This is a genomic window from Rhizobium tumorigenes (assembly GCF_003240565.2).
Taxonomy (GTDB): Bacteria; Pseudomonadota; Alphaproteobacteria; order Rhizobiales; family Rhizobiaceae; genus Rhizobium; species Rhizobium tumorigenes.
On the sequence record NZ_CP117257.1, the window covers coordinates 193,984 to 217,431 of the forward strand.

The 23,448-nt window shown below is 54.4% G+C and carries 19 protein-coding genes and 3 pseudogenes; 16 read left to right on the top strand and 6 right to left on the bottom strand.

Annotated elements, in window-relative coordinates; all coding sequences use genetic code 11:
• The 8 genes from virB5 (at position 1) to virG (ending at position 6,593) form a co-directional block, all read left to right on the top strand.
• Positions 1-663: a pilin minor subunit VirB5 gene (virB5, locus tag PR017_RS22400; protein WP_111222010.1), complete on the top strand. Its 663-nt coding sequence runs from the start codon at positions 1-3 to the stop codon at positions 661-663.
• Positions 664-748: 85 nt separating this feature from the next.
• Positions 749-1,636, top strand: a complete 888-nt coding sequence (locus tag PR017_RS22405; protein ID WP_111222012.1) for a type IV secretion system protein — start codon at positions 749-751, stop codon at positions 1,634-1,636.
• A gap of 35 nt (positions 1,637-1,671) precedes the next feature.
• Entirely contained in the window at positions 1,672-1,839 is a 168-nt protein-coding gene (locus PR017_RS22410) for a type IV secretion system lipoprotein VirB7 (protein ID WP_111222009.1), read from the top strand.
• A complete protein-coding gene (locus PR017_RS22415; RefSeq protein WP_111222008.1) occupies positions 1,826-2,539 on the top strand; it encodes a type IV secretion system protein VirB8 in 714 nt (237 codons plus the stop codon). Before PR017_RS22410 ends, PR017_RS22415 begins: the two co-directional genes overlap by 14 nt.
• A complete protein-coding gene (gene virB9 / locus PR017_RS22420; RefSeq protein ID WP_111222007.1) occupies positions 2,536-3,417 on the top strand; it encodes a P-type conjugative transfer protein VirB9 in 882 nt (293 codons plus the stop codon). Before PR017_RS22415 ends, virB9 begins: the two co-directional genes overlap by 4 nt.
• Positions 3,414-4,541: a type IV secretion system protein VirB10 gene (gene virB10, locus PR017_RS22425; RefSeq protein WP_278333146.1), complete on the top strand. Its 1,128-nt coding sequence runs from the start codon at positions 3,414-3,416 to the stop codon at positions 4,539-4,541. Before virB9 ends, virB10 begins: the two co-directional genes overlap by 4 nt.
• 39 nt (positions 4,542-4,580) lie before the next feature.
• Positions 4,581-5,615 (top strand): P-type DNA transfer ATPase VirB11, encoded by a 1,035-nt coding sequence (gene virB11, locus PR017_RS22430; RefSeq protein WP_111218202.1) that lies wholly within the window; start codon positions 4,581-4,583, stop codon positions 5,613-5,615.
• A gap of 252 nt (positions 5,616-5,867) precedes the next feature.
• Positions 5,868-6,593: a two-component system response regulator VirG gene (gene virG / locus PR017_RS22435; protein ID WP_111218204.1), complete on the top strand. Its 726-nt coding sequence runs from the start codon at positions 5,868-5,870 to the stop codon at positions 6,591-6,593.
• Between the two features lie 98 nt (positions 6,594-6,691).
• Here the strand turns inward: virG and PR017_RS22440 are convergent, their stop codons facing one another.
• Both PR017_RS22440 and PR017_RS22445 read right to left on the bottom strand, forming a co-directional pair.
• Positions 6,692-7,300 carry a conjugal transfer protein VirC2 gene (locus PR017_RS22440; RefSeq protein WP_111218205.1) on the bottom strand — a complete coding sequence of 203 codons (609 nt, stop codon included), beginning with the start codon at positions 7,298-7,300 and terminating at the stop codon, positions 6,692-6,694.
• 2 nt (positions 7,301-7,302) lie between these two features.
• Positions 7,303-7,998, bottom strand: coding sequence for a conjugal transfer ATPase VirC1 (locus tag PR017_RS22445; protein ID WP_111218207.1), 696 nt, complete (start codon positions 7,996-7,998; stop codon positions 7,303-7,305).
• A gap of 268 nt (positions 7,999-8,266) precedes the next feature.
• Here PR017_RS22445 and virD1 point away from each other — a divergent pair, with 268 nt between their 5' ends.
• From virD1 to PR017_RS22485, 8 genes and pseudogenes are all read left to right on the top strand, one after another.
• On the top strand, positions 8,267-8,710 hold the full coding sequence (gene virD1 / locus PR017_RS22450) for a T-DNA border endonuclease subunit VirD1 (protein ID WP_032488281.1): 444 nt from the start codon (positions 8,267-8,269) through the stop codon (positions 8,708-8,710).
• A gap of 33 nt (positions 8,711-8,743) precedes the next feature.
• A complete protein-coding gene (locus PR017_RS22455; protein ID WP_111218208.1) occupies positions 8,744-10,054 on the top strand; it encodes a T-DNA border endonuclease VirD2 in 1,311 nt (436 codons plus the stop codon).
• A 14-nt stretch (positions 10,055-10,068) separates the two neighbouring features.
• Positions 10,069-12,105, top strand: coding sequence for a protein virD3 (locus PR017_RS22460; protein ID WP_111218210.1), 2,037 nt, complete (start codon positions 10,069-10,071; stop codon positions 12,103-12,105).
• 73 nt (positions 12,106-12,178) lie between these two features.
• Complete coding sequence (gene virD4 / locus PR017_RS22465; RefSeq protein WP_111218212.1) at positions 12,179-14,194, top strand: type IV secretion system ATPase VirD4; 2,016 nt, start codon at positions 12,179-12,181, stop codon at positions 14,192-14,194.
• A gap of 349 nt (positions 14,195-14,543) precedes the next feature.
• A pseudogene (locus PR017_RS22470) lies at positions 14,544-15,407 on the top strand (transposase); the annotation flags it as partial.
• Between the two features lie 10 nt (positions 15,408-15,417).
• A pseudogene (locus tag PR017_RS22475) lies at positions 15,418-16,013 on the top strand (transposase); the annotation flags it as partial.
• A gap of 316 nt (positions 16,014-16,329) precedes the next feature.
• A complete protein-coding gene (locus PR017_RS22480; protein WP_240539092.1) occupies positions 16,330-18,096 on the top strand; it encodes a hypothetical protein in 1,767 nt (588 codons plus the stop codon).
• Between the two features lie 356 nt (positions 18,097-18,452).
• Positions 18,453-18,875 (top strand): annotated as a pseudogene (locus PR017_RS22485) (ATP-binding cassette domain-containing protein); the annotation flags it as partial.
• 307 nt (positions 18,876-19,182) lie between these two features.
• Here PR017_RS22485 and PR017_RS22490 read toward each other — a convergent pair.
• From PR017_RS22490 to PR017_RS22505, 4 genes are all read right to left on the bottom strand, one after another.
• Positions 19,183-19,776, bottom strand: coding sequence for an LOG family protein (locus PR017_RS22490; protein WP_111221640.1), 594 nt, complete (start codon positions 19,774-19,776; stop codon positions 19,183-19,185).
• A gap of 127 nt (positions 19,777-19,903) precedes the next feature.
• Positions 19,904-20,512, bottom strand: coding sequence for an isopentenyl-diphosphate Delta-isomerase (idi, locus tag PR017_RS22495; RefSeq protein ID WP_111221637.1), 609 nt, complete (start codon positions 20,510-20,512; stop codon positions 19,904-19,906).
• Between the two features lie 112 nt (positions 20,513-20,624).
• Positions 20,625-22,250 carry a B12-binding domain-containing radical SAM protein gene (locus PR017_RS22500; RefSeq protein WP_111221636.1) on the bottom strand — a complete coding sequence of 542 codons (1,626 nt, stop codon included), beginning with the start codon at positions 22,248-22,250 and terminating at the stop codon, positions 20,625-20,627.
• A gap of 76 nt (positions 22,251-22,326) precedes the next feature.
• A complete protein-coding gene (locus PR017_RS22505) occupies positions 22,327-23,085 on the bottom strand; it encodes an isopentenyl transferase family protein (protein WP_111221635.1) in 759 nt (252 codons plus the stop codon).
• Between the last annotated feature and the right edge of the window lie 363 nt (positions 23,086-23,448).

Genomic DNA, 23,448 nt, shown 5'->3' on the forward strand with positions numbered 1-23,448 from the left:
ATGAAGGCCACGCAATTCGCTGCTGCGGCCCTGGCCGTCAGCCTTCTTTCGGTAGGACCTGCGCGAGCGCAGTTCGTTGTTAGTGATCCGGCGACGGAAGCTGAGACGCTGGCGACGGCGCTCGAGACTGCGGCTAATCTTGAACAGACCATAACGATGGTGGCAATGTTAACGTCGGCATATGGCGTCACCGGCCTGCTAACTTCGCTCAACCAGAAAAATCAGTATCCCTCAACCAGAGAGCTGGACAAGGAGATGTTTTCGGCGCGGATGCCTATGTCGACCACGGCTCATACGATCACCGATGATGCAGATCGTGCTGTAGTTGGTGGCGATGCAGAAGGGGAGCTTTTGCGGTCGCAGATAACAGGTTCTGCGAATAGTACCGGTATTGCAGCTGACAACCTGGAGGCGATGGACAAGCGCTTGACGGCGAATGCCGAGACCACAGCACAGCTTTCTCGTTCTCACAACATCATGCAGGCAACTGTCACCAACGGTCTGCTTCTCAAGCAGATTCACGACGCAATGATTCAAAATATCCAGGCGACCAGCTTGTTAACGATGACCACCGCGCAGGCTGGCCTTCATGAGGCGGAAGAGGCGGCCGCTCAACGCAAAGAGCATCAAAAGACCGCTACCATTTTTGGGGTGGTCCCCTGAGACAGGCAATTTATTCGTGCCTCCCATCTGGGCATTTCAGGGTGCGTGTTCATTCAGCGAAGCCAGTCAAGATCAGGTCCAAACGATGAACTTCACGATTCCGGCGCCGTTCACATCCATTCATACGATCTTCGATTTAGCCTTTACAACAAGCCTGGACACGATGCTGGGGACGATTCAGGAGGCGGTAAGCGCGCCATTGATCGCTTGTGTCACCCTTTGGATTATGGTCCAAGGTATTCTAGTCATGCGTGGCGAAATCGAGGTGCGGGGCGGCATCACACGCGTGATCACGGTCACTGTCGTTGTTGCCCTTATAGTCGGGCAGGCAAACTACCACGATTACGTTGTTTCAGTCTTTGAAGAGACTATTCCGAACTTTGTTCAGAAGTTTAGTGGCAGCGGCCTTCCACTGCAGACGATACCCACTCAGCTGGATACAATGTTTGCCCTAACCCAAGCCGCATTTCAGAAAATTGCATCTGAAATTGGGCCGATGAACGATCAGGACATCCTTGCTTTTCAGGGGGCTCAGTGGGTCTTTTACGGCACACTCTGGTCTGCGTTTGGAATCTATGACGCTGTCGGAATTCTGACGAAAGTGCTTTTGGCGATCGGTCCGCTGATCCTTATAGGATATATCTTTGATCGCACTCGCGACATTGCGGCCAAGTGGATCGGGCAACTTGTCACCTATGGTCTCCTGCTCCTCCTGCTAAACCTCGTTGCGACGATAGTCATTCTAACCGAAGCGACTGCGCTCACCCTTATGCTCGGTGTCATTACTCTTGCCGGGACGACCGCGGCTAAGATCATTGGTCTTTACGAACTCGACATGTTCTTTCTCACCGGTGACGCGCTCATTGTCGCTTTGCCGGCGATCGCCGGCAACATTGGAGGCAGCTATTGGAGCGGCGCGACCCAATCTGCCAACAGTGTGTACCGCCGCTTCGCTCACGTAGAGCGACGCTAGGTCGCGCGAAAAAATCGCGTCAATGGAGAAACTTTATGAAATATTGCCTGCTGTGTCTGGCACTCGCTTTAACTGGCTGCCAGACAAACGACAAATTGGCGAGCTGCAAAGGCCCAATATTCCCGCTAAATGTGGGGCGTTGGCAGCCTCTGCCGTCAGATCTTCAGCGCAGCAACGCGGGTGGACGCCATGAAGGGGTCTGAATACGCCTTGCTGGTAGGGCGGGAAACCCTGGCTGAGCACTATAAGGAAGTGGAATCCTTTCAAACTGCGCGTGCCAAATCAGCGCGGCGTCTCTCCAAGGTCATTGCAGCTGTCGCAACCGTAGCTATCTTGGGGAATGTTGCCCAGGCGTTCACCATTGCTACCATGGTGCCGCTGATCAGGCTCGTGCCGGTATACCTATGGGTACGGCCGGACGGAACAGTCGACAGCGAGGTATCCGTCTCCCGACTGCCGGCAACACAAGAGGAGGCCGTCGTTAACGCCTCACTGTGGGAATATGTTCGGTTGCGCGAGAGTTATGATGCCGATAGCGTTCAGTACGCCTATGACCTGGTATCGAACTTCAGCGCCCCGACAGTGCGCCAAGATTATCAGCAATTCTTCAACTATCCTAACCCAAGTTCCCCTCAGGTCATCCTCGGGAAACGCGGTAGGCTGGCGGTCGAACACATCGCTTCAAATGATGTCACCCCGGGTGTGCAGCAAATCCGGTATAAACGAACCCTCGTCGTTGACGGCAAAATGCCGGTCGTGAGTACTTGGACTGCCACAGTTCGCTATGAAAAGGTGACCAGCTTGCCCGGTAGATTGAGGTTGACCAATCCGGGAGGCTTGGTTGTCACCTCCTACCAGACATCGGAAGATACCGTTTTGAACGTAGGCCACGGCGAACCATGACGAAAAAAGCATTTCTCACTTTGGCATGCATACTCCTCGCAGCGATTGGCGCAAAGGCTGAAGACGCGCCAACCGCGGGCAGACTTGATCCGCGCATGCGTTATCTGGCTTACAATCCCGATCAAGTGGTGCGCCTTTCGACGGCGGTTGGAGCAACTTTGGTTGTTACATTCGGGGCTAACGAAACGGTGACCGCAGTTGCCGTTTCCAATAGCAAAGATCTCGCGGCCCTTCCGCGCGGAAATTATCTATTCTTCAAGGCTAGCCAGGTTCTTCCGCCCCAGCCAGTGGTCGTGCTAACCGCGAGCGACGCCGGTATGCGACGCTACGTTTTCAGCATCTCATCCAAGACGCTGCCGCACCTCGATAAAGAGCAGGCCGATCTCTACTACAGCGTACAATTTGCTTACCCTGCCGATGACGCGGCGGCTCGCCGGAAGGAGGCACAAGAGAAGGCTGTTGCAGACCGTCTACGTGCGGACGCACAATATCAACGGAGGGCGGAGGATCTGTTGGATCAGCCTTCCACGACCGTTGGTGCCGGGGACAAGAATTGGCACTATGTCGCCCAAGGCGATCGCTCGTTGTTGCCGCTCGAAATCTTCGACGATGGATTTACGACGGTATTTCACTTCCCAGGCAATGTACGCATGCCGTCCATCTACACGATCAGTCCGGATGGCAAGGAAGCTGTCGCCAACTATTCAGTCAAAGGGAGCTATGTCGAGATTTCTTCGGTTTCCCGTGGTTGGCGTCTGAGGGATGGCCAAACGGTACTATGCATTTGGAATACTGCTTACGATCCCGTCGGCCGCAAGCCGGAGACAGGCACTGTGAGGCCTGATGTGAAGCGCATCCTAAAGGAGGCGAGACGATGAACGACGACAATCAGCAATCGGCGCATGATGTCGATGCGTCCGGGTCGCTGGTCTCCGACACACATCGCCGGCGCCTTTCGGGGTCTCAAAAGTTGATGGTAGGAGGTGTCGTTCTCGCGCTATCCCTTAGCCTCATTTGGCTTGGCGGGCGTCAAAAGAAGGAAAACGGGAACGCACCGCCGTCAACCATGATCGCCACGAACACCCAGCCATTTCATCCGGTTCCGATTGCAGTTACGCCCGATCCTCTGCCTGCCCAGGAAGCTGTTCAGCCGACTCCACAAGCGCGAAGTGAGCCGGAACGGCATGAACCGCGTCCGGAAGAAACACCGATTTTTGCGTACACCAGTGGTGATCAAGGAACCAGCAAGCGCGTTCAACAGGGCGAAATGGATCGAGGACGCGGAGGCAATGGGGAAGACGGCCCTTTGCCCAAGGTTGAAGTGTCCGCCGAGAATGATCTGTCGATACGCATGAAACCCACCGAGCTGCAGCCGACCAGAGCTATGCTCTTGCCTCATCCCGACTTCATGGTGACCGAAGGGACGATTATCCCGTGCATCTTGCAAACGGCAATCGACACCAATTTGGCAGGTTATGTGAAATGCGTGTTACCCCAGGATGTTCGTGGAACAACGAATAACGTTGTGCTTCTCGATCGCGGCACCACCGTCGTCGGCGAGATCCAGCGCGGGCTACAACAGGGGGATGCGCGCGTTTTTGTCCTCTGGGATCGTGCGGAGACACCCGATCATGCCATGATTTCGCTTGCATCACCAAGCGCTGACGAGCTCGGTCGTTCGGGTTTGCCGGGCACGGTCGATAATCACTTCTGGCAGCGCTTTAGCGGGGCCATGCTCTTGAGTGTCGTCCAAGGTGCCTTCCAGGCAGCGAGCACCTACGCTGGCAGCTCGGGCGGAGGGATGAGCTTCAACAGCTTCCAGAATAACGGTGAACAAACGGCCGACACAGCCCTCAAGGCCACCATCAACATACCGCCAACCCTGAAGAAAAATCAGGGCGATACGGTCTCCATTTTTGTCGCACGGGACCTCGATTTCTCAGGCGTATACCAGCTTCATATGACTGGCCGCGCCGTGCATGGGCGGGATCGCCGTCCATAACGAATTCAACTTTTAGATTGCAGATGAGGTACGATACAAATGGAGGTGGACCCACAATTACGCATCCTTCTCAAGCCGATTTTGGAATGGCTCGATGACCCGAGGACCGAAGAAGTGGCGATAAATCGACCAGGAGAGGCATTTGTGCGCCAGGCTGGCGTTTTCACCAAATTTCCTTTGTCTGTCTCCTATGATGATCTGGAAGACATCGCTATTTTAGCAGGCGCGCTGCGAAAACAGGACGTTGGACCACGCAACCCACTTTGCGCCACTGAACTTCCAGATGGCGAGCGGTTGCAAATTTGTTTGCCGCCGACGGTACCGTCGGGCACCGTCAGCTTGACGATTCGACGGCCAAGCTTCCGTGTTTCTGGGCTCAAAGAAGTCTCGTCCCGTTACGATGCTCCAAGGTGGAACCAGTGGCAAACACGAAAAATGCGCCAAGATCAGCATGATGAAGTTATCCTGCGGCACTATGACAACGGGGATCTGGAAGCGTTTCTGCATGCATGCGTCGTTGGGCGGTTGTCGATGCTGCTTTGCGGCCCTACCGGGAGCGGCAAGACAACGATGAGCAAGACCTTGATCAGCGCTATCCCGCCGCAGGAAAGGCTGATCACCATCGAAGACACGCTCGAGCTCGTCATTCCACACGAGAACCACGTGCGGCTGCTTTATTCTAAGAATGGGGCTGGGCTGGGCGCAGTGACCGCTGAGCACCTGCTTCAAGCTAGTCTGCGCATGCGACCGGACCGAATACTGCTCGGCGAGATGCGCGACGATGCCGCGTGGGCATATCTGAGTGAAGTCGTCTCAGGGCATCCGGGATCGATTTCCACAATACATGGCGCCAATCCTGTTCAAGGTTTCAAAAAGCTGTTTTCGCTCGTGAAAAGTAGCGTGCAAGGGGCCAGCTTGGAAGACCGCACGCTGATTGACATGCTCGCAACGGCGATCGATGTCATCATACCCTTCCGTGCCTACGATGACGTTTACGAGGTTGGTGAAATCTGGCTTGCGGCAGATGCGCGCCGGCGCGGTGAGACGATAGCTGATCTTCTCAACCAACGGTAGTTTCAGCTACTGTTTAAAATATCATGGGAATGTTACAAAATTACATTTGTAGCAAAGCTCAGCAATCTTTGTCATCAAGCTGAAACATATTGTTTGCATTTTTGTCCTGCACGGCTTAGCCGGTATTTTGCCGAAGTGCCCGTATAGTGAGAAAAAATTGACGAGTGGGGTCTAACGCATACAGCCTTTGGATGCATAGATTCTGTTAAGCTGCAAAGGGGTGGCCAGGATCCTAGATTGAAAGGTGAACCGTTGAAACACGTTCTTGTCATCGATGACGATGTCGCTATGCGGCATCTTATAGTCGAGTATCTTACCATCCATGCCTTTAAGGTGACGGCGGTAGCCGACAGCAAGCAGTTCAATCGTGTACTTTCCAACGAGACGGTCGATGTCGCGGTTGTCGATCTTAATTTGGGTCGCGAAGATGGGCTTGAAATTGTTCGCACTCTGGCGACAAAATCCGATGTTCCAATGATAATCATTAGCGGTGATCGGCTTGAGGAGGCGGACAAAGTTGTTGCACTCGAGCTGGGAGCAACCGATTTTATCGCCAAACCTTTTGGGACCCGCGAATTTCTGGCGCGGATCCGTGTTGCGTTGCGCGAGCGGCCCAGCGTCGCGCGTACGAAAGACCGACGCTCATTTTATTTCGCAGACTGGACACTGAATATCAGGCAACGCCGTTTGATTTCGGAAGAGGGCGGAGAGATTAAACTCACGGCAGGTGAGTTTAATCTTCTTGTAGCCTTCCTGGAGAAGCCGCGCGACGTTCTATCCCGCGAGCAGCTTCTGATCGCCAGTCGGGTGAGAGAGGAGGAGGTGTATGACAGAAGTATTGACGTCCTCATTTTACGGCTGCGCCGAAAGCTTGAGGGGGATCCGACAAGCCCCCAATTGATCAAGACTGCAAGAGGTGCTGGCTATTTCTTTGACGCGGACGTCAACGTTTCCTACGGGGGTATGATGGCGGCCTGACGCAGAGGTGCATTTCGCCATAAGCAGTCTGTTCCTGGCATCAGCTGATCGATATGTCGCCCGCAAAGCTGCCTTTCGTCGCCCTCTCTTTTGAGAGATCATCTTTTAGTTGTTTTCTCCCCAGCAAAGAAAGATGCAAGCGCGGCGGTAGCTAGCTTGTGGCCAAAAGCTCGGGCAGTCTCCAATCCTAATGGATCAAAGTGATTGCGAGCGACTTCTAGTAGCGGTACCGGGAACATGCGGGAGGTCTGAACGATGATGGATTTTTCGGAAGCTGTCTGAGGGATCGGATAACTCTTCGGAGCTGTGCGAAACGATCCGTCTGCCAGCATCTTTTCGAAATCGCCAAGCGCACGGCGCAAGATCATTTGTAGCGACTTGGAAGGGCTGTATTGAAGGATCAGGTTGTCATAGATTTTCGACACCTGCGGCGCGGGCGGCCGCGCTGAAAGGAAGACCTGGATCTTTTCCGGCGCTGTCGTCGAACTCAGAGCATCCACGGTAAGCATCGATTGCCGATCAGCACTGGGATGACGCTTGGCGACGGCCGGGGCAGGTCGTCGATCTTCCTGGTCGGGATTTTCTGGCGGCTGCGGTAGGGCCGAGTTTTGGGTGGCAACAGGCAAGTGAGCATGGACCATTTCGGGTCGAGCGGCGGCAAGCCGCCTGGCCTCCCCGACAGACAAAGCGGGTTTGCGAATTCCCATCTTCACCTCTCTAAAGCTTCGCCAACCAATTTGGAGATGGTGACGAGTTCCTCCATCGCGATCCTGAGATTCCGTTCGAGGAGGCGCATCGACGGATCGGTTCTCATATTCAGCAATGTGAGATGCAACATTCCACGTTCCTTCATCGCGGCAAATGCGTCTCTCTCGTGCATCGGAGATTGCACAACTGGAAGGCTTGCGAGCATGTCTGACATTGCACGCTGCGATGTGGTCAGCCGACCGACCGGGACACGTTGGCGCAATACGGCTGTCGGAATTGCCAAGTTCTCGCTCAGCAGCAGCTCAATGACATAGCGGTAGGTCGACAATGCTTCGTCGATATCGAGCGGAGTTAACATCGTCGGGATTAGAAGCAGGTTTGAGCTGGCAATGATCGTGTTGTTGAGCTCGCTCGAACCGCCATGCGTATCGGCCAGCGCATAGTCAAATCCCTTGAGCTCGGCATCCTCATAGGCCGCCTCAAGGAGTGACATTTCCTCGGCGGCATAAACTTCGCAGAATGAGTCCCAGGTATTGCTGCGTAGGGCGTTTTCTTTCCATCGCGTTAGTGGTCGGTTTTCATCGGCGTCGAAGAGAGCCACTCGACGACCGTCACTTGCAAGAGCGGCGCAAAGGCCCATGAGTGCCGTGGTTTTGCCGGCACCTCCTTTGAAGGAGCAAAATGTCAGAAGTTTCATGTCCTTATCCTGCTAGTGTTGTGAAATGGAAGTGCGTCTGTATTTTTGTTTGTGTGTAGGATGTTGCGATTATTCATGAATAAGAAAATAATTATCCGAATTATATTTCATTTTTGTTATAGAATAGTTGCAAATGTAACAATTATAGAGGAAATAATCCTTATCTGTTCTTGATTCCAGTTTTTATAGGCGTAGATTTTCGTCTGCCCCGATGGGAAAGTTATGCGACGGGGCAATTTAGATCATTCGCTCTTCTATGGAGGGAGCTATGTCGCAAGGCAGTAAGCCCACCTCAAGTGATATTGCCATCAACCAGCGCGTAGGCGCCACGGTTGAAGGTTTCAGGGTCGTGAGTACACGGTTGCGATCGGCCGAATATGAAAGTTTCTCTCACCAGGCACGCTTGCTGGGGCTCTCCGACAGCATGGCCATCCGAGTTGCGGTGCGCCGCATTGGCGGCTTTCTCGAAATCGATGCAGAGACACGTCACAAAATGGAAGCCATACTTCTGTCCATAGGAACGCTCTCAAGCAACATTGCCGCGCTGCTATCTGCCTATGCTGAAAATCCGACAATGGATTTGGAGGCTCTGCGAGCCGAACGTATCGCTTTCGGTGAATCTTTCGCTGACCTCGACGGCTTGCTTCGTTCCATTTTATCCGTATCACGCCGACGGATCGACGGTTGCTCCATGCTGAAAGACTCCTTGTAGCGCTGCCGTAGCACATGGCGGGGAAGATGTTGGATGCCCGATCGAGCTCAAGTTATCATTCGCATTGTACCGGGAGGCGGGACCAAGACCCTTCAACAGATTATCAATCAGTTGGAATATCTATCCCGGAAGGGCAAGCTGGAGCTGCAGCGTTCGGCTCGGCATCTCGATATTCCCCTTCCACCGGATCAAATCCACGAGCTTGCCCGAGGCTGGGTTCAAGAGACTGGAACTTATGACGAAAGTCAGCCAGACGAGGAAAGGCAGCAGGAGTTGACCACCCATATTATTGTAAGCTTCCCAGCGGGTACCAGCCAGGCGGCAGCTTATGCGGCGAGTCGGGAGTGGGCTGCCGAGATGTTTGGGTCAGGCGCAGGGGGTGGCCGCTACAACTATCTTACAGCCTTCCACATCGATCGCGATCACCCACACCTGCATGTCGTCGTCAATCGTCGCGAACTTTTGGGACACGGGTGGCTGAAGATATCTCGGCGCCACCCACAACTGAATTACGACGCCTTGCGCGTCAATATGGCTGAGATTTCGCTTCGCCACGGCATTGTCCTCGATGCGAGCTCGCGAGCGGAACGTGGTATCTTTGAGCGGCCGATCACCTATGCCCAATTTCGGCGCCTTGAGCGGCAGGCTCGTCAAATCCGTTTCGAAAACGCCGATTTGGAACAGTCGTCATCGCAAGGAGATCATCCAGAATTCAGCCAATCGTCCGATACAGCCCCGTTTGACGCATCCGCGGGCGGATCAGAGAGCATACCTCGGCCCAACAATCGGCAGAACGGGTCGCAAGTTCATCTTCACGAGCCAGCCGGATCGAGCAACGGAGCCAGTGGCAGCGTACGGATTGCATTGGAGACACAGCGCCTTGCCATTTTCGCGGACGACATAGAGAGCGGCTCTCCGCCTGTTTCCGATGTTCGCGCCGGCAACGCAAACGGCACTTCCGATCTTCCTCGCTCAACTGCCGCGCGCGCGACAGACTACAGCCAGCGGTGGTCAAAACGTCCTCGTGACGACGACGAAGGGCCGAGTGGCGCAAAACGTGTGAGATTGGAAGGTATGGCAGTTGGGCCCGAGGCGAACGCCGGCGAACGAGATAGCCGTGGTGATCCCGTCGCACCGCCGGCCGAAACGTCTCGGCCGTCTTCATTGCAGGACATGGCGCGGCCCAGCACCGCGACCGATCCATTGTCTGCTTCAGGCCACCTTGAGCAACGGAGAGGCGCTCCTTCAAAGCGTCCGCGTGAAGAAGATGATGGAGGACCGAACGAACGCAAACGCACGAGAGATGATCGCAGCCAGGACGGGCGCGGTGGAAATAGAAGATAGAGAAGGACAGAGTCATGGCAAATGAAGAGTTCACCGGACACTTTGCGCGTCCCGCTCCTGTGGCGAATGACGAAGGGCGTCGGACCACATCGACCTCCATTCCCGCACACGCAATGGCTGCTCGAGAAGATGGCCGGGACACTTCTGTCGCAGTAACTTTGTCGCGTCCACCAAATTCAGGCATCCCGGACGGCATCCCAGAAACATCGGCGAGCGGCCGACGGCTTGTAGCGGCTCATCCGCAGGATGCCGCAATGCCGCCAGGGTTATCCGGAACCCGCACGGATCTACCTGCAATTTTGCGGAAGAATAACGGCGATTTCCGCACCGCCATGCAGCACTGGCGTGAGCTACTACACGAAAATCCCGATAAGCGCGACAGGGAAGCCAGTGCGTTGCCAGATTTAGGAGCAAGGGGCATAAAGCGACCGCGCGAAATCGAGCATCCCGGCGATGCAAATAGATCAGTCACACGGCGGCAAATCGGCTTAGGCAGAGAGATCGATACGGTCGCGGCATCTTCGCTCGTGAACCGTGATACATGGGTCGCGCATTCGTCGAACGGGCAAGGCGGGCCGCAAGCGGGCGTGTACAATGTCCAGCCATCGGCAGACAGAGCACCGGAGACCTCGCAGGAAAGCTCGACGTTACCCGACGCCACCTCTGTTTCCGCTCTCTATTCGGGTCCACCCTCAGAATGGTTCGGGAGAGATACCGGTTACGAGACCGATAGAAATTCGGGTGACACCATCTCGGCGCCGATCCGAGGGCTAGAGGAACTCGAAGATTCAGCGGACAGCCGGTACTTTGGCCACGAAGCTCCGAGTCTTTCAGAGAACGTGACAACGTCAATTTCGAATGCTGAAGCAAGTTCTCATAGCGAACACACTGAAATTCTCGACGATGTCAGCAGTGCCCGCTCGGGCGAACAGGGGAGGGGTGGCGATGGCGGAGCAATCCTTGGGTTCTCTCATGACCTTTCACCGCATCCGCAGAGGTTACCACAAACAACCCCCGATGACTTCCCCGAGTTGACCAACGCCGCCATGGCAGAAATCGATGCGATATTCGAATCTCTCTCCCAGAAGTCCCTGGCGAGGGAGAGCGCCGCACCGGGCTTGCATGAGCCCGTATCAGGGGACGCTTTCCAGAAAGAAGGTACTTCCGACAGGGCTGATGGCATGCCCTCTAACGGGGAGCCACCGGTTGAGCAGGCTGGCGGACATTTACCGCAAGCGCTGAGGTCCTCGGGAGCGGAGCTCGATGATTTCTCTTGGTTGACCGACGCCGCGCTGGCAGAAATCGATGCACTGATCAAATCTCATTCCAATAGATCCCCATCGGTGCGGAATGCCGCACCGGATTTGCGCGGCGCGGGATTAGACAACGCCGTTGGGAAAGACAGCGTTATCGAACACGCAGAGAAGATCTCGATCGATAGTCCGAGGCCTGCCAGATTGAATGGTGAGCGTTCACCGAAGGCACAGAAGTCATCGCAAGCAAGCCTTGCGGATTTTCCCGATCTAACTGACGCCGAATGGTCACATATAGAAGAAACGGAGCGGATCGCAATAACCGCTATTGAAAAGGGGAAGCAAAAAATCTCGACCAAAGCCGATACGCGGTCTGGTTTCGGCAACTCTTCTGTACCCCAGGTTGCCAACCGATCAGGTACTCCGATGGTTCCCAATACCAATCAGCCAATTCCATTGTGGTACCACAAGGCAGAGAATATTTCTGACGGCTTGGTAGAGGACACTCACATCACGCCGGCCGTTGTGAGTTCTAGGAGGCGAAATGACGCCGAAAACGCCTCTACCAGGTTTGGTGACCCTGCTCCTGCCTTGAGGCATTACAATCTTGGTAGAACTCTCGAGGCGACGCCCGTTCGTGACGTGATATCTGGCACCAGCAGGGACCGAGGGCTGACCGCTCATGCGGCAGATCAATTGGCAATAGACGACAGTCGGAAACGGACTGACCGTGATCGCAAGACACAGCCTTATATAAGGGGACTGGATTCGCGTTCACGTGAAGGTTACGGGCGGTAATTGCTGGATTGTTTGCGGCAACACCCAAATACAAAGCGCGATTTGCGATCGATCGAAGAATCTCGGTGAAGTGATGAATTCGAGCAAGATTACGCCCCAGCGTTTAGCTCTCAGCATCGTATGTTCGCTAGCGGCCGGTTTTTGTGCGGCAAGTCTCTATGCAACATTCCGCCATGGTTTCGATGGCGAAGCGATGATGACGTTTAGCGTCTTCGCCTTTTGGTACGAGACCCCGCTCTATATCGGTCATGCGACCCCCGTCTTCTTTTGCGGCTTATCCATTATCATCGCGACATCTGTGGTTGTGCTGTTAAGCCAACTCATCATATCGCTGCGTAACCGCGAGCATCATGGCACGGCTCGTTGGGCGGCATTTGGCGAAATGCGGCACGCCGGTTACCTGCAGCGTTATAATCGTATCAAGGGGCCCGTCTTTGGGAAGACCTGTGGCCCTCTTTGGTTCGGCAACTATCTGACCAATGGTGAGCAGCCTCACAGTCTTGTTGTCGCGCCAACACGTGCCGGTAAAGGCGTTGGCGTCGTTATTCCGACACTCCTAACCTTCAAGGGTACGGTGATAGCCCTCGACGTCAAAGGCGAGCTTTTTGAGCTGACGTCCAGAGCCCGCAAATCGAGCGGCGACGCCGTTTTCAAGTTCTCACCTCTGGATCCAGAGCGACGAACTCATTGTTACAATCCCGTCCTCGATATTGCAGCTTTACCGCCCGAGCGGCAGTTCACCGAGACTCGCCGTCTCGCCGCGAACCTGATCACCGCCAAAGGCAAGGGTGCGGAAGGCTTCATCGACGGTGCACGGGACCTTTTTGTTGCGGGCATCCTTACCTGTATTGAGCGTGGTGCGCCAACGATTGGTGCGGTCTACGACCTATTTGCCCAACCTGGAGAGAAGTACAAACTTTTTGCGCACCTCGCGGAAGAAAGCCGAAATAAAGAGGCTCAGCGCATTTTCGACAATATGGCGGGCAACGACACGAAAATTTTGACCTCCTATACGTCGGTGCTCGGCGATGGTGGACTTAACCTGTGGGCTGATCCACTCGTCAAAGCAGCCACAAGTCGATCGGATTTTTCCGTCTATGATCTGCGTCGAAAGAGGACCTGCGTTTATCTTTGTGTCAGCCCCAATGACCTTGAGGTCGTGGCGCCATTGATGCGCCTCCTTTTTCAGCAGGTCGTGTCGATTCTGCAGCGATCACTGCCGGGTAAAGATGAGCGGTATGAAGTTTTATTTCTCCTCGACGAATTTAAACACCTGGGCAAACTGGAGGCGATCGAGACCGCGATTACAACCATCGCTGGTTACAAAGGTCGCTTCATGTTTATTATTCAGAGTCTCTCGGCCTTGTCGGGCACCTATGACGAGGCAGGCAAACAAAACTTTCTCAGCAACACTGGCGTGCAAGTGTTTATGGCCACCGCTGACGACGAAACGCCGACCTATATCTCAAAAGCTATCGGCGAATATACCTTCCAGGCGCGTTCGACCTCATACAGTCAAGCCCGTATGTTCGATCATAACATCCAGATTTCCGATCAGGGGGCACCGCTTTTGCGCCCGGAACAGGTGCGCCTGCTCGATGATAAAAGTGAAATCGTCCTTATTAAGGGGCAGCCGCCTCTCAAATTGAGAAAGGTGCGATATTATTCAGATCGTATGCTGAGGCGCCTTTTCGAATGCCAAATTGGCGCCCTCCCTGAGCCCGCATCTTTGATGCTTGCGCAAGATGTCCATCAGGATGGGCAAGATCATCTCAGTCAACAAGCTGCGGTCACGGCGGCGCTGGGCTTAGGTGACATCGATTCTCTAGTGAACAATGGGGAAACTCTTACACAGCAAAACAGTGATATGAATGACGAACAGGATAACCTTGCAATTGGAATAGACGCCCCCCAGGTCTCGGTTGAAATCGATGACGTTGTGGAAGACGCCAATGCCCGTGGTGTGGCGCCAGTTTCCAGTGTTCCCGCTGAAATGGCTCCAGCTCTGAGTGCACAACAGCAGCTGCTGGGGCAGATCATTGCGCTTCAGCAACGATCTAGACCTGTGTCCTCAAATCCCATCGAATAATTTGAGGCTGTTTTTAACATTGGGACCATTCGATGGACGGCGTCGTCACCTGTTGCGGTTCTATCGAATGCGGCGCTAGTCTCCGAGGTTGCCGATTGAGCAGATATCGCCATGAAACCGTCAGGAAACCCGAAAGTCGACCTTAGCGGTTCGGCTACATCGCTTCCCGAAGTTCCCGCCGGAGCTACCCCTGTCCTTTATCCAATCGAGCCCCGGAGCCGTCGGGCTGATGACTCGTTTGAGGATCAAATCGCTCACGGCGAATATACATCTGGACACCTCTAAAAACCTCCCCATTTTCCGCGTTTCATGATTCAATCCGGCCAGTGTGATTTTCTGGGAGCGGATGATGCGTGGGCAACCGGGCTTTTGGGATTTGGATGATCGTTACGAACGGCTGAGTGCCGTCGGCGATCCGCTGGAGAAGCTCAACAGCATCATTCCATGGGCGATATTTGAAAAACCTTTAGCGAAGGCGCTGAAGCGGTCCGACGGATCGAAGGGTGGACGTCCACCATTTCCGTCGGTTCTGATGTTTAAAATCCTGGTGCTGCAAGCGCTTTATAATCTCTCCGACGACCAAGCGGAGTTTGTTATCCAGGACCGGCTGTCGTTTATGCGTTTCCTTGGCCTTTCCCTTTCGCAGAAGGTGCCGGATGCCAAGACGATCTGGCTGTTCCGAGAGAGTTTGGTGCGTGCAGGTGCCATTGATAATCTGTTTGCCCGTTTCGACAAGCATCTCTCACGTTCCGGATATCTGGCCAAAGGCGGGCAGATCGTTGACGCCACGATCATCCAGGCTCCCAAGCAACATAACAGCCAGGACGAGAAAGACGCGATCAAGGCCGGCGAAATCCCTGAGGACTGGAAGGATAAACCCGCCAGGCTGGCCCAGAAGGACCGCGACGCGCGATGGACAGTGAAGTATTCCAAGGCGAAACGGCCAACGGAGACGCCGACGTCGACGACGACTGGCCAGCACGATATTGCCATTCCAATGTTTGGTTACAAAAACCATGCAGGCATCGACCGAGCCCATGGCTTTATCCGGGGATGGACGGTGACGAGTGCGAGCGCCCATGACGGAGCCCAGCTTCGAAACGTAGTGACCAAAGACAATACCGCGTCGACGGTCTGGGCCGATACGGCCTATCGCTCCAAGACCAACGAGGAATGGTTGCAGGACAATGGCCTAAAGTCCGACATCCATCAGAATGCGGGATTACCAACCTGTCAATCGAGATCGCCGCCAACGTCTGGAAGAACTTCGGACTGCGATGGTCGACCGCTCTCAAAACATTTGAAAGCAGAAATATGCAGAGAACTTGATCGCCTCGAATTGTTGCTCACACAGATCAAGGCTGTTGAAGCCGAGCGAGATGCCTTGATCGTTCAGGAGACGCCGGAAACGCCTAAAGAAGCGACCGCGCTTTTAGGCATCAAAGGAATAGGCCCAGAGTTCGCTACGATACTTTACACGGAAGGCTTGTTCCGACACTTCGACAATCGGCGACAAATCGCATCCTATGCGGGCCTTGCGCCCTCCCCTTGGCAAAGCGGCAACGTCAATCGCGAACAAGGCGTCTCGAAAGCGGGAAATCCGCGATTGCGGGCAACGATGGTAGAACTCGCCTGGTTATGGCTGCGCCACCAACCGAGATCGACTTTAACGCTATGGTTTAAGGAACGCATCGCGCATAACGCCGGCCGCCTAAAAACGCCGATGATCGTTGCGCTTGCTCGTAAGTTGCTCGTGGCCCTCTGGAAGTACGTGAGCTCCGGCGTCGTCATCGAAGGTGCAATCATGAAAACCGCCTGAAAGACAAACTGCTGCGAAACACCGTTTCTAATCCTCAGGGCCTGATCAGCCCTGACGGATCCAGGTGAACGGACCGGGAATCCTTTTGGCTTTCAACGCCGACCTTGAGTTTGGTCCCGTTCTCCTGAGCCCGTGCCCGTCGAAAGCGGGATAATGGTGCAGCCGCGTGAGAGCGGCGACCGGATGTGAGGTTGTATAGGCCCGAGAACCGGGCCGGTAATTGCTATGGGCTCAGACCGTGGATCCGCCGACGAAGGAGAAATTCGATGCCACTCGAATGAATAATTGACAAAAATCCTGATGTGAAGGGATTCCATTGGGTGAGGGGGAACTGCAAGCCTATGAAAAATGGCAAGGAGATGCCCAGCCCACTTGGGAACACATTGTTGTTAATGCACGCTTGGCAGAGCTCGGCCATGCTTTTTGGATTGCAGATGAACATAATGCCCTTGAAGAAGCCGTAGAGTCTCGGTCTGATGCATCGAAACACAACCTGGAACGTCCCGTCGATCAGGAAGCGGGTTCTTCTGCGTCCTTTACCTATGATGGCATGAGGCTCGGGGCACCCGAGTACGCTGCGCATAAGCGCTGGAGCAAGCCGAAGCGGCCGACCTGGGAAGATCTCATCCTAGATGCGCGCCAGGCTGCTATAGAAAGCGCCTCGGTTTCGAGTCTGCAGATTGGAAAGGAACCATCGTCAGTCTTTTTATATGAGGGAAAGTGGCTTGGAGATGCGGAACGTCAGGCTCACGGAAGGTGGAGGCAGCTAGCCCAACTGCGATGGCAAAATCTGGTGGTGAATGCGCGTCTGGCAGAGCTCGACCCGTCGGTCTGGATTCCCGATGAGCATGATCCGTTTGAGGAAGGAGAGGTGCCTACTCCCGCCCCGCAAGCGAGTACAGCCAGTAAATCCAACCCCACTTTGGGTGGTCAATCTGAATCAGGCCGGCCCGACCGTGCACATGAGACACAAGAGACGACTCACCTGCAATCGCCGACACGCTCACAATTGGAAACAAGGCGCGCACTATATTTCGGGTCCCCTGGCCGGGATGCAATTCAAACGGAGAGCATAGCCAACTGTGATCGTTCCGATGGCGCGGGCAAAGTTAAGCGGTTGGGCACCAAAGGCCGCCGAGCCGTTAACCCAATTACTCACGGCGTAAATTCCAGTGTGCAAGGGCCGTTGTCCGATGAACGTGGGCATGAGGCTCCGTTCTTATCGTCAGAGCAAGTTGTCCGCTCGAGAGGCGATAACATTGGCACCTATGGAAGTCGGAAAAACGAACGAGCGCGGCTGGCTACGGAGACCGGGAAATACGAATCGGAGCATATTTTCGGATTCAAGGTCGTACATGATACTTTGCGGGCGACAAAGGAACGCCGTCGTCTCGAAAGGCCAATGCCGGCCTACCTCGAATGTAAGGAGCTTCATAGGCAACACGTAGGAACTGGAAGGGGACGGACCCGACTTGTCGGGCGTGGATGGCCAGATGATGCGAGCTATCGCTCAGATCAAAAGGGAACCCTGGCAGACCCTGTCGCGTCCGCGGAAGGTCTGACAGCCTCAAATGGCTACCAGTTGAACCAGCTGGGCTACGCGCATCAGCTCGCCAACGATGGTCTGCAAAGTGAATCGCCCCATGGGCTCACCATGCCAATTCAAGTCGCGACAACCAGCTACAACTATACCGTGAGCCGCGATCCAGTCCTTTCACCACCCAGTAAAGAACAAGCGCTCCAATTGCTACACCTTGGACCTCGCGGGCAAACGGAAGCTGTGCTTGCCCGCGAGACAGCATTGACCGGGAAATGGCCAACTCTCGAGCGTGAGCGTCAAGTGTATCAGCAGTTTTTGGCCCTGTACGAAATCAAACAGGGTCTGGACGCCAAACAACTTGGTGTACGGCAGAAAAAACAGTCTCTCGCTGCCGCGTTGGACCGGACAGCCGCTTTGATAGGCGCGTCACCTTCGAAAGCTCAATCGCAGGCAGCGGAGGGAGCCAACGGCGCCGAACCACCCGAGGAACGACGCGTCTATGACCAGCGAGATCGAAGCCGCGACAATGCATTCAACCGCTGACAAAGTTGTTAAAGATGATGATCGATGGTGTACTCCACGTCGACCCCTGGAAAGTTTGAAGCCCCCCCGCAGGCTCGCCACGAATTGCAGTTGAAACACGATATTCGTTCAACGCATTTCGCTAAGGTGCTAGACTTCGCATATTCTTGATCCGCATTTGGAGTGTGATTTATGCTCGAAGACGGCCAGAAAGCACATGAACACGAGCCCTCGGTCCCTCATGGTGAGGAGACTGCAGTTTCCCTGCCGAATGACCTGTTGGTGGAGGTTGCCAAACATCTACCGACCGACGATCCAGTTGAAACGGCAAGTAATCTCACAAGCTTTAAACTTGCGAGCCACTCGGTTCGGGCATCGCACCCATCCACGTGCAAAAGCGCTCGAGGCAAGAATGCATCTTTGAAGCCGAGGCGCTCCTCGAAAAAGTTGGTATCGCTGGCAAGCGAAATGCGTACCCTTCCGAGCTTTCCGGCGGGCAGCAGCAGCGCGCGGCGATCGCACGCGCATTGGCGCAGAAGCCGAAGGTTTTGCTATTCGATGAGCCGACGTCTGCACTCGATCCGGAACTGGTCGGTGAGGTGCTGACGGTCATGCGTGGCTTGGCAGAGGAGGGGAGAACGATGCTGGTCGTGACGCATGAAATGAGTTTCGCGAGGGAGGTCTCGGACCGAATCCTATTCCTGCATCAAGGCCAGATAGAGGTCGACGGACGCCCTGACGAAATCTTCCAGAAGGGCCTCAACGCCAAGTTTGATCAGTTTACCTCGAGAGTTCATTAACCGTCGATCCTCCGCGGGTAGCTCACTCGAAGAATTGGAAGCGCGCCATAGCTGGCACGCTTCCGAAAGTTCAAGCTGATCGACATCACTGCGTAGCCATGGTTTGCCACAGCGATTTCGTTACAAAATTAACAGAGGAATCACAGGTACGTGAGGGCAGCTGCGCGCTCGTGGTACCAACTCGTTTCGAGACACCGCATTTCACACTTCACTACCGTTCAATGCAATTTGGTATCATTTACTTGCCTCTGTGACTGCCACTACTGTCACTGCTTGATATCGTCAGCAACTGGCAAAGCGAGCTCAGTTAGTGGCGGAGCGCACCTAAAAAATCGCTCTGTTCTGAACGTGACTTTAGCGTGGCGCTACCTTTTGCCATCGCAGACAAGAGCGCCTCAGCGTCCTCCTCGACGAGGAGGATGTTGCGATGGCTTGCTGTCACGAACGCCTCGTCAACAACGTGATCAAGAAAGGATTCGAGCTTTCTATAAAAGCCTGCGGTGTCGAGCAGCCCACAGGGTTTACTATGATAGCCAAGCTGCGCCCATGTCCATACTTCGAACAGTTCTTCAAGCGTTCCCAATCCCCCTGGCAAGGCGATAAAGCCATCCGACAGCGCTGCCATCAGCGCTTTGCGCTCGTGCATGGTCTCGACAATGCGCAGATCAGCGAGACCAGTGTGCGCAACCTCATTCTCGGCCAGTGCACGCGGGATTACCCCAATAACCTCCCCGCCATTGCTTCGGGCTGCATCGGCGATCGTCCCCATCAAACCGATCGAAGCGCCGCCATACACCAATCCGATGCCTGACGTCGCTAGAGCTTTGCCGAGGCGCTTTGCTGCGCTCACATAGTCTGGTTTCCGGCCGTTGTTTGAGCCCGAAAAGACGCAATATCTCAAACGCTCCTCCCATCGACAAATGAACATTACGCAAGATTGGCTTTGAATATTCCAATCCACCAAGATCCGTTTCGAGCGCCCAGACCAGGGCACGGAATAGCGCGGCCAAATCGTCGTAACCAACGTCTCATATTTTTGCTCTGGCGGATTCTGGCAAGCTCAGCTCATCCGCTATGGGCCATTGCGACGGATCCGCATTAAAGGATGCGAGCAGTTCGACTTGCGCGCGACACCATGGCGACACCAGCAAGCGCCCATCCTGTAAGCTTTCGACAAACCATTGCCAATCCACCCATTGCCACGCAGAAACCTCATTCAGATCGGGTGTTACGCTCAAGGTTTGGCAGCGGGCGGTGAACACGGGGCACAATTCATGTTCGGTGATCCCATTCGTCATTGCTGCGCGATAGGAAATCTCGGGTAGCACAAGGCGAATGCCATTTACCTCTATCCCCAATTCCTTTCGAACCCGGCGCTCGATTGCTTCAATCAACGATTCACCCGGCCGCGGGTGCCCACAGCAACTATTGGTGAGAACGCCGGGCCATGTAATCTTGTCCGATGCCCGCCGCGTCACGAGCAGCTTCTTGTCGTCATCAAAAATGTAGACCGAAAAGGCAAGGTGCAACGGTGTATGGGCGTGATGGATTTCGGACTTTGGAGCCGTGCCGATGGCGTCACCATGCTCGTTGCACAAAATGACCTTTTCGGAGAGTGCATTCGTCGAAGTGTTCATCAAACACCTCCAGGGTTGGAAAGCTGCATGCAACCTGATCGGTGGACGGTCATCAGCCTCTTCAGAAATGGCAACGTGTGGAAGTGAACGCATGGCGTCGTTAAACTCAGGGTCAAGCCGTCGTCACACCATATCCATTAAGTTGCCCGAGAAGTTGACTTTCAAGACGCTGCGCTTGCCCTTCGTCCTCGACGTCCGCACTGATCATTCCGAGACGATCGACTAATTTTTCTACTACGGCGTTCCGACGTCCGGAGTCATTGCTTATAAGCGGACCCTCGAAATCGTGTTGCCAAGATCGGAAGTTTGCGGTGTCGCTTTTCCATCGAACCTCCCTTAGAGTTTCGAGCTGCAATCGCTGCGCTGTATCGGAGTCCATCCCGATGTGGCTCCAGATCCGTGCCTCGCCGCTCGGGTCATCAACTTTGAGGTTGAAGCGTTCTGCATCTTGCCAAACAGGCATGGTCTCGTCCTGAAGCATGCAAACGTAAAGAGCGAATTCTCCGGAATACTCGTTGACAAGGAACGCCTTCGTCTCCTCGAACATATCGGGAGTTTCCCCTGGATAACCGACAATAAACGACACGAAATGTTTGATCGTGCTTCCGTCTAGAAGCTCATGAGCTACACGATTTGCTCGCGCCGTGACTTTCTTGTCCATGTTCCTGAGGCTCGCATCGCTCATTGACTCGAAGCCGATGAACAGAGATTTGCAGCCGGCGTCTTCGAGCTGATGGACGAGCTCGGCATCTTTGATTGAATTTGCTCGCGTGTATGCTTCCCATTGAATGTCGATGGCAGCTAGCTTCGGCAAAAGCTCCCTGAGGCGCTTCGGAGGTACGGTAAACGTTGAATCCAACGCTTTGACGTAGCTTGCGCCGTTTTGAACTTTATAGTGCTCCCAATCGCTCGCGATTTTATCTGCGGACTTATATCTCCACAGGGGCGATGCAGCCGGGAATGAGCAAAATTTGCAACTGAACGGACAACCCCGCATCGATTCGTAAGGTACAACCGGTGCATGACCGGTTAGCGCGGGTGACGGGTATTGGTCCAGGTCGATATAGGCGATCGGCGTAAGCCGTGGTCGGCCATTTACATCGCGAAACACGAGATTAGGAACGCTGGTGGGATCACCTCCCTTGAGCTTACTGAGCAAATCCGGCAACGCAAATTCGGCATCTCCGCGAATGATAAAATCGACGCTCCCATGATCTCGCATAATCTGCATGAACTTGAGATTGCTGTATTGACCACCAAGGATCAGGATTGCATCGGGGAATCGCAGCTCAATCCAACTTATCGCCTGAAGCAAGCTGCGCCGGTCCCAGATGAAGGTGGTTGAGAGGAGAACGACATCGTAAGAACCAGCGGGTTCGCCTCCAACCCCCTTCCAGATATTTTCAGTTGGCATTGCGTCGAACTCAACTCCCCCCTCAGTGAGAATGGACTGCAGCGTGAAGGTCGTGAGGTGGAACGTTCGAGCCGGTTGGGACGCGCCTTTGGCAGCAGAGCTATTGCTCATAGCCCTTGCCCCGCCGCCATCTCGACGTGCACGAAGCAACGGCACGACCCCCCCATCGTCGGCTTTATACTGAAGGCGCGAGAGATCAAATCTGGCCCTACCAGAGCCGACGGCAGCCATTTCAGGATTGATAAGGAGCTCGAAGGATGAACCACGCAGCAGCCTGTTATCGGGAAATTCCGGCCCCATTCCGGAGATGAGCAAGATAGTCATTTTACCTCACGGTTGGCAAAGTTTCAGATTGACGCGTAGCTCGAAAGTAAGCTTTTGCTGAATCTCATGAGTAGACCTAGCCCAACGATCTAAGGTCCCGGGGGCTCCCAGTATCATGTGAAGCCGGGAGAGGAGTGAGCCCAACATTCCCGCCTTCTTGCCAGTCAGGGAACTCGCGCTCTTGCCACCGCGCGTGTTCAAGATATTCCTCGGCAATGGCCGCTATCAGCGCCTCCCGCCGCATCGGATCGAGATGTAACAACTCGCCGATTTCGATGTTATTTTCCCTGGCGAACTGTATCGCGCAGCGATATCCGTCGATGTCCTCCAATACTGGCCGGAGAACTTCCTGGTTCCAGAGATCCGCCAATTCCTCCAGCAGGGATGGGCGCTCGTCCTTGATGGCAAACATTTCCGTAACTCGAAGTCTTGCCCGCGGCAGGAAAACATCCGGAGTCGGAAGACGCAGGCGCCTTACGTGCCACCTGAAACCGGCATTCCAATAGGAGTCCTTGGCCATGCAGTTCAGAAGGGAAATCGAACCGCCTTCGAGGATGAGGCCAGGGGAAGATTTGCGATCCTCTATTGCCGATATGAGCTGGAGATGAGCGGCCTCTGCTTCCATCACGCCTTCGGTGAGTGGGCGCGAATCTAGGTAGATTCGCTGGGTAGATTGCAGCTCCGACTCTAAAGGACGCCCGCTGCCGGTGGCGATTTGAGGGCAGCATTGTACTCGATCCAGCGCGATAACCGGCCATCCGGTCTCTCGTGCAATTTGGATTGCCAAGTCTGTTTTTCCGCTGCAGGTGGGTCCATAAATGAGATAGATTAGCATTCGCATCTCGCTCTTTTTTGGTAACTGGTGCCATCGGGCGTGACGCGGCACGATCTGATAACCGTGCCGCTTGATCGGCTATTGAAAAGTATGCGCCGCGCACAGTATAAAAAGAACAAATGTCCGAATTAGAAGTCTAGAATCCAGAAATTATGATAGTATTTGTTCCGGATTCAACCTTAGCAACAGAGATTGGTGTTCGCAATACGGATGGAAACATTAAATATATACATTAATAATGTAAATATACTGATTGTAATGCCAGAATCCCAATGCTTGTACTAGAAGTTTCGTTTCAATTGACATCGATTCCCCAACCGACCCCGCGGGTGATCAACTTGCTGCTCGCAAGATTGGACACCT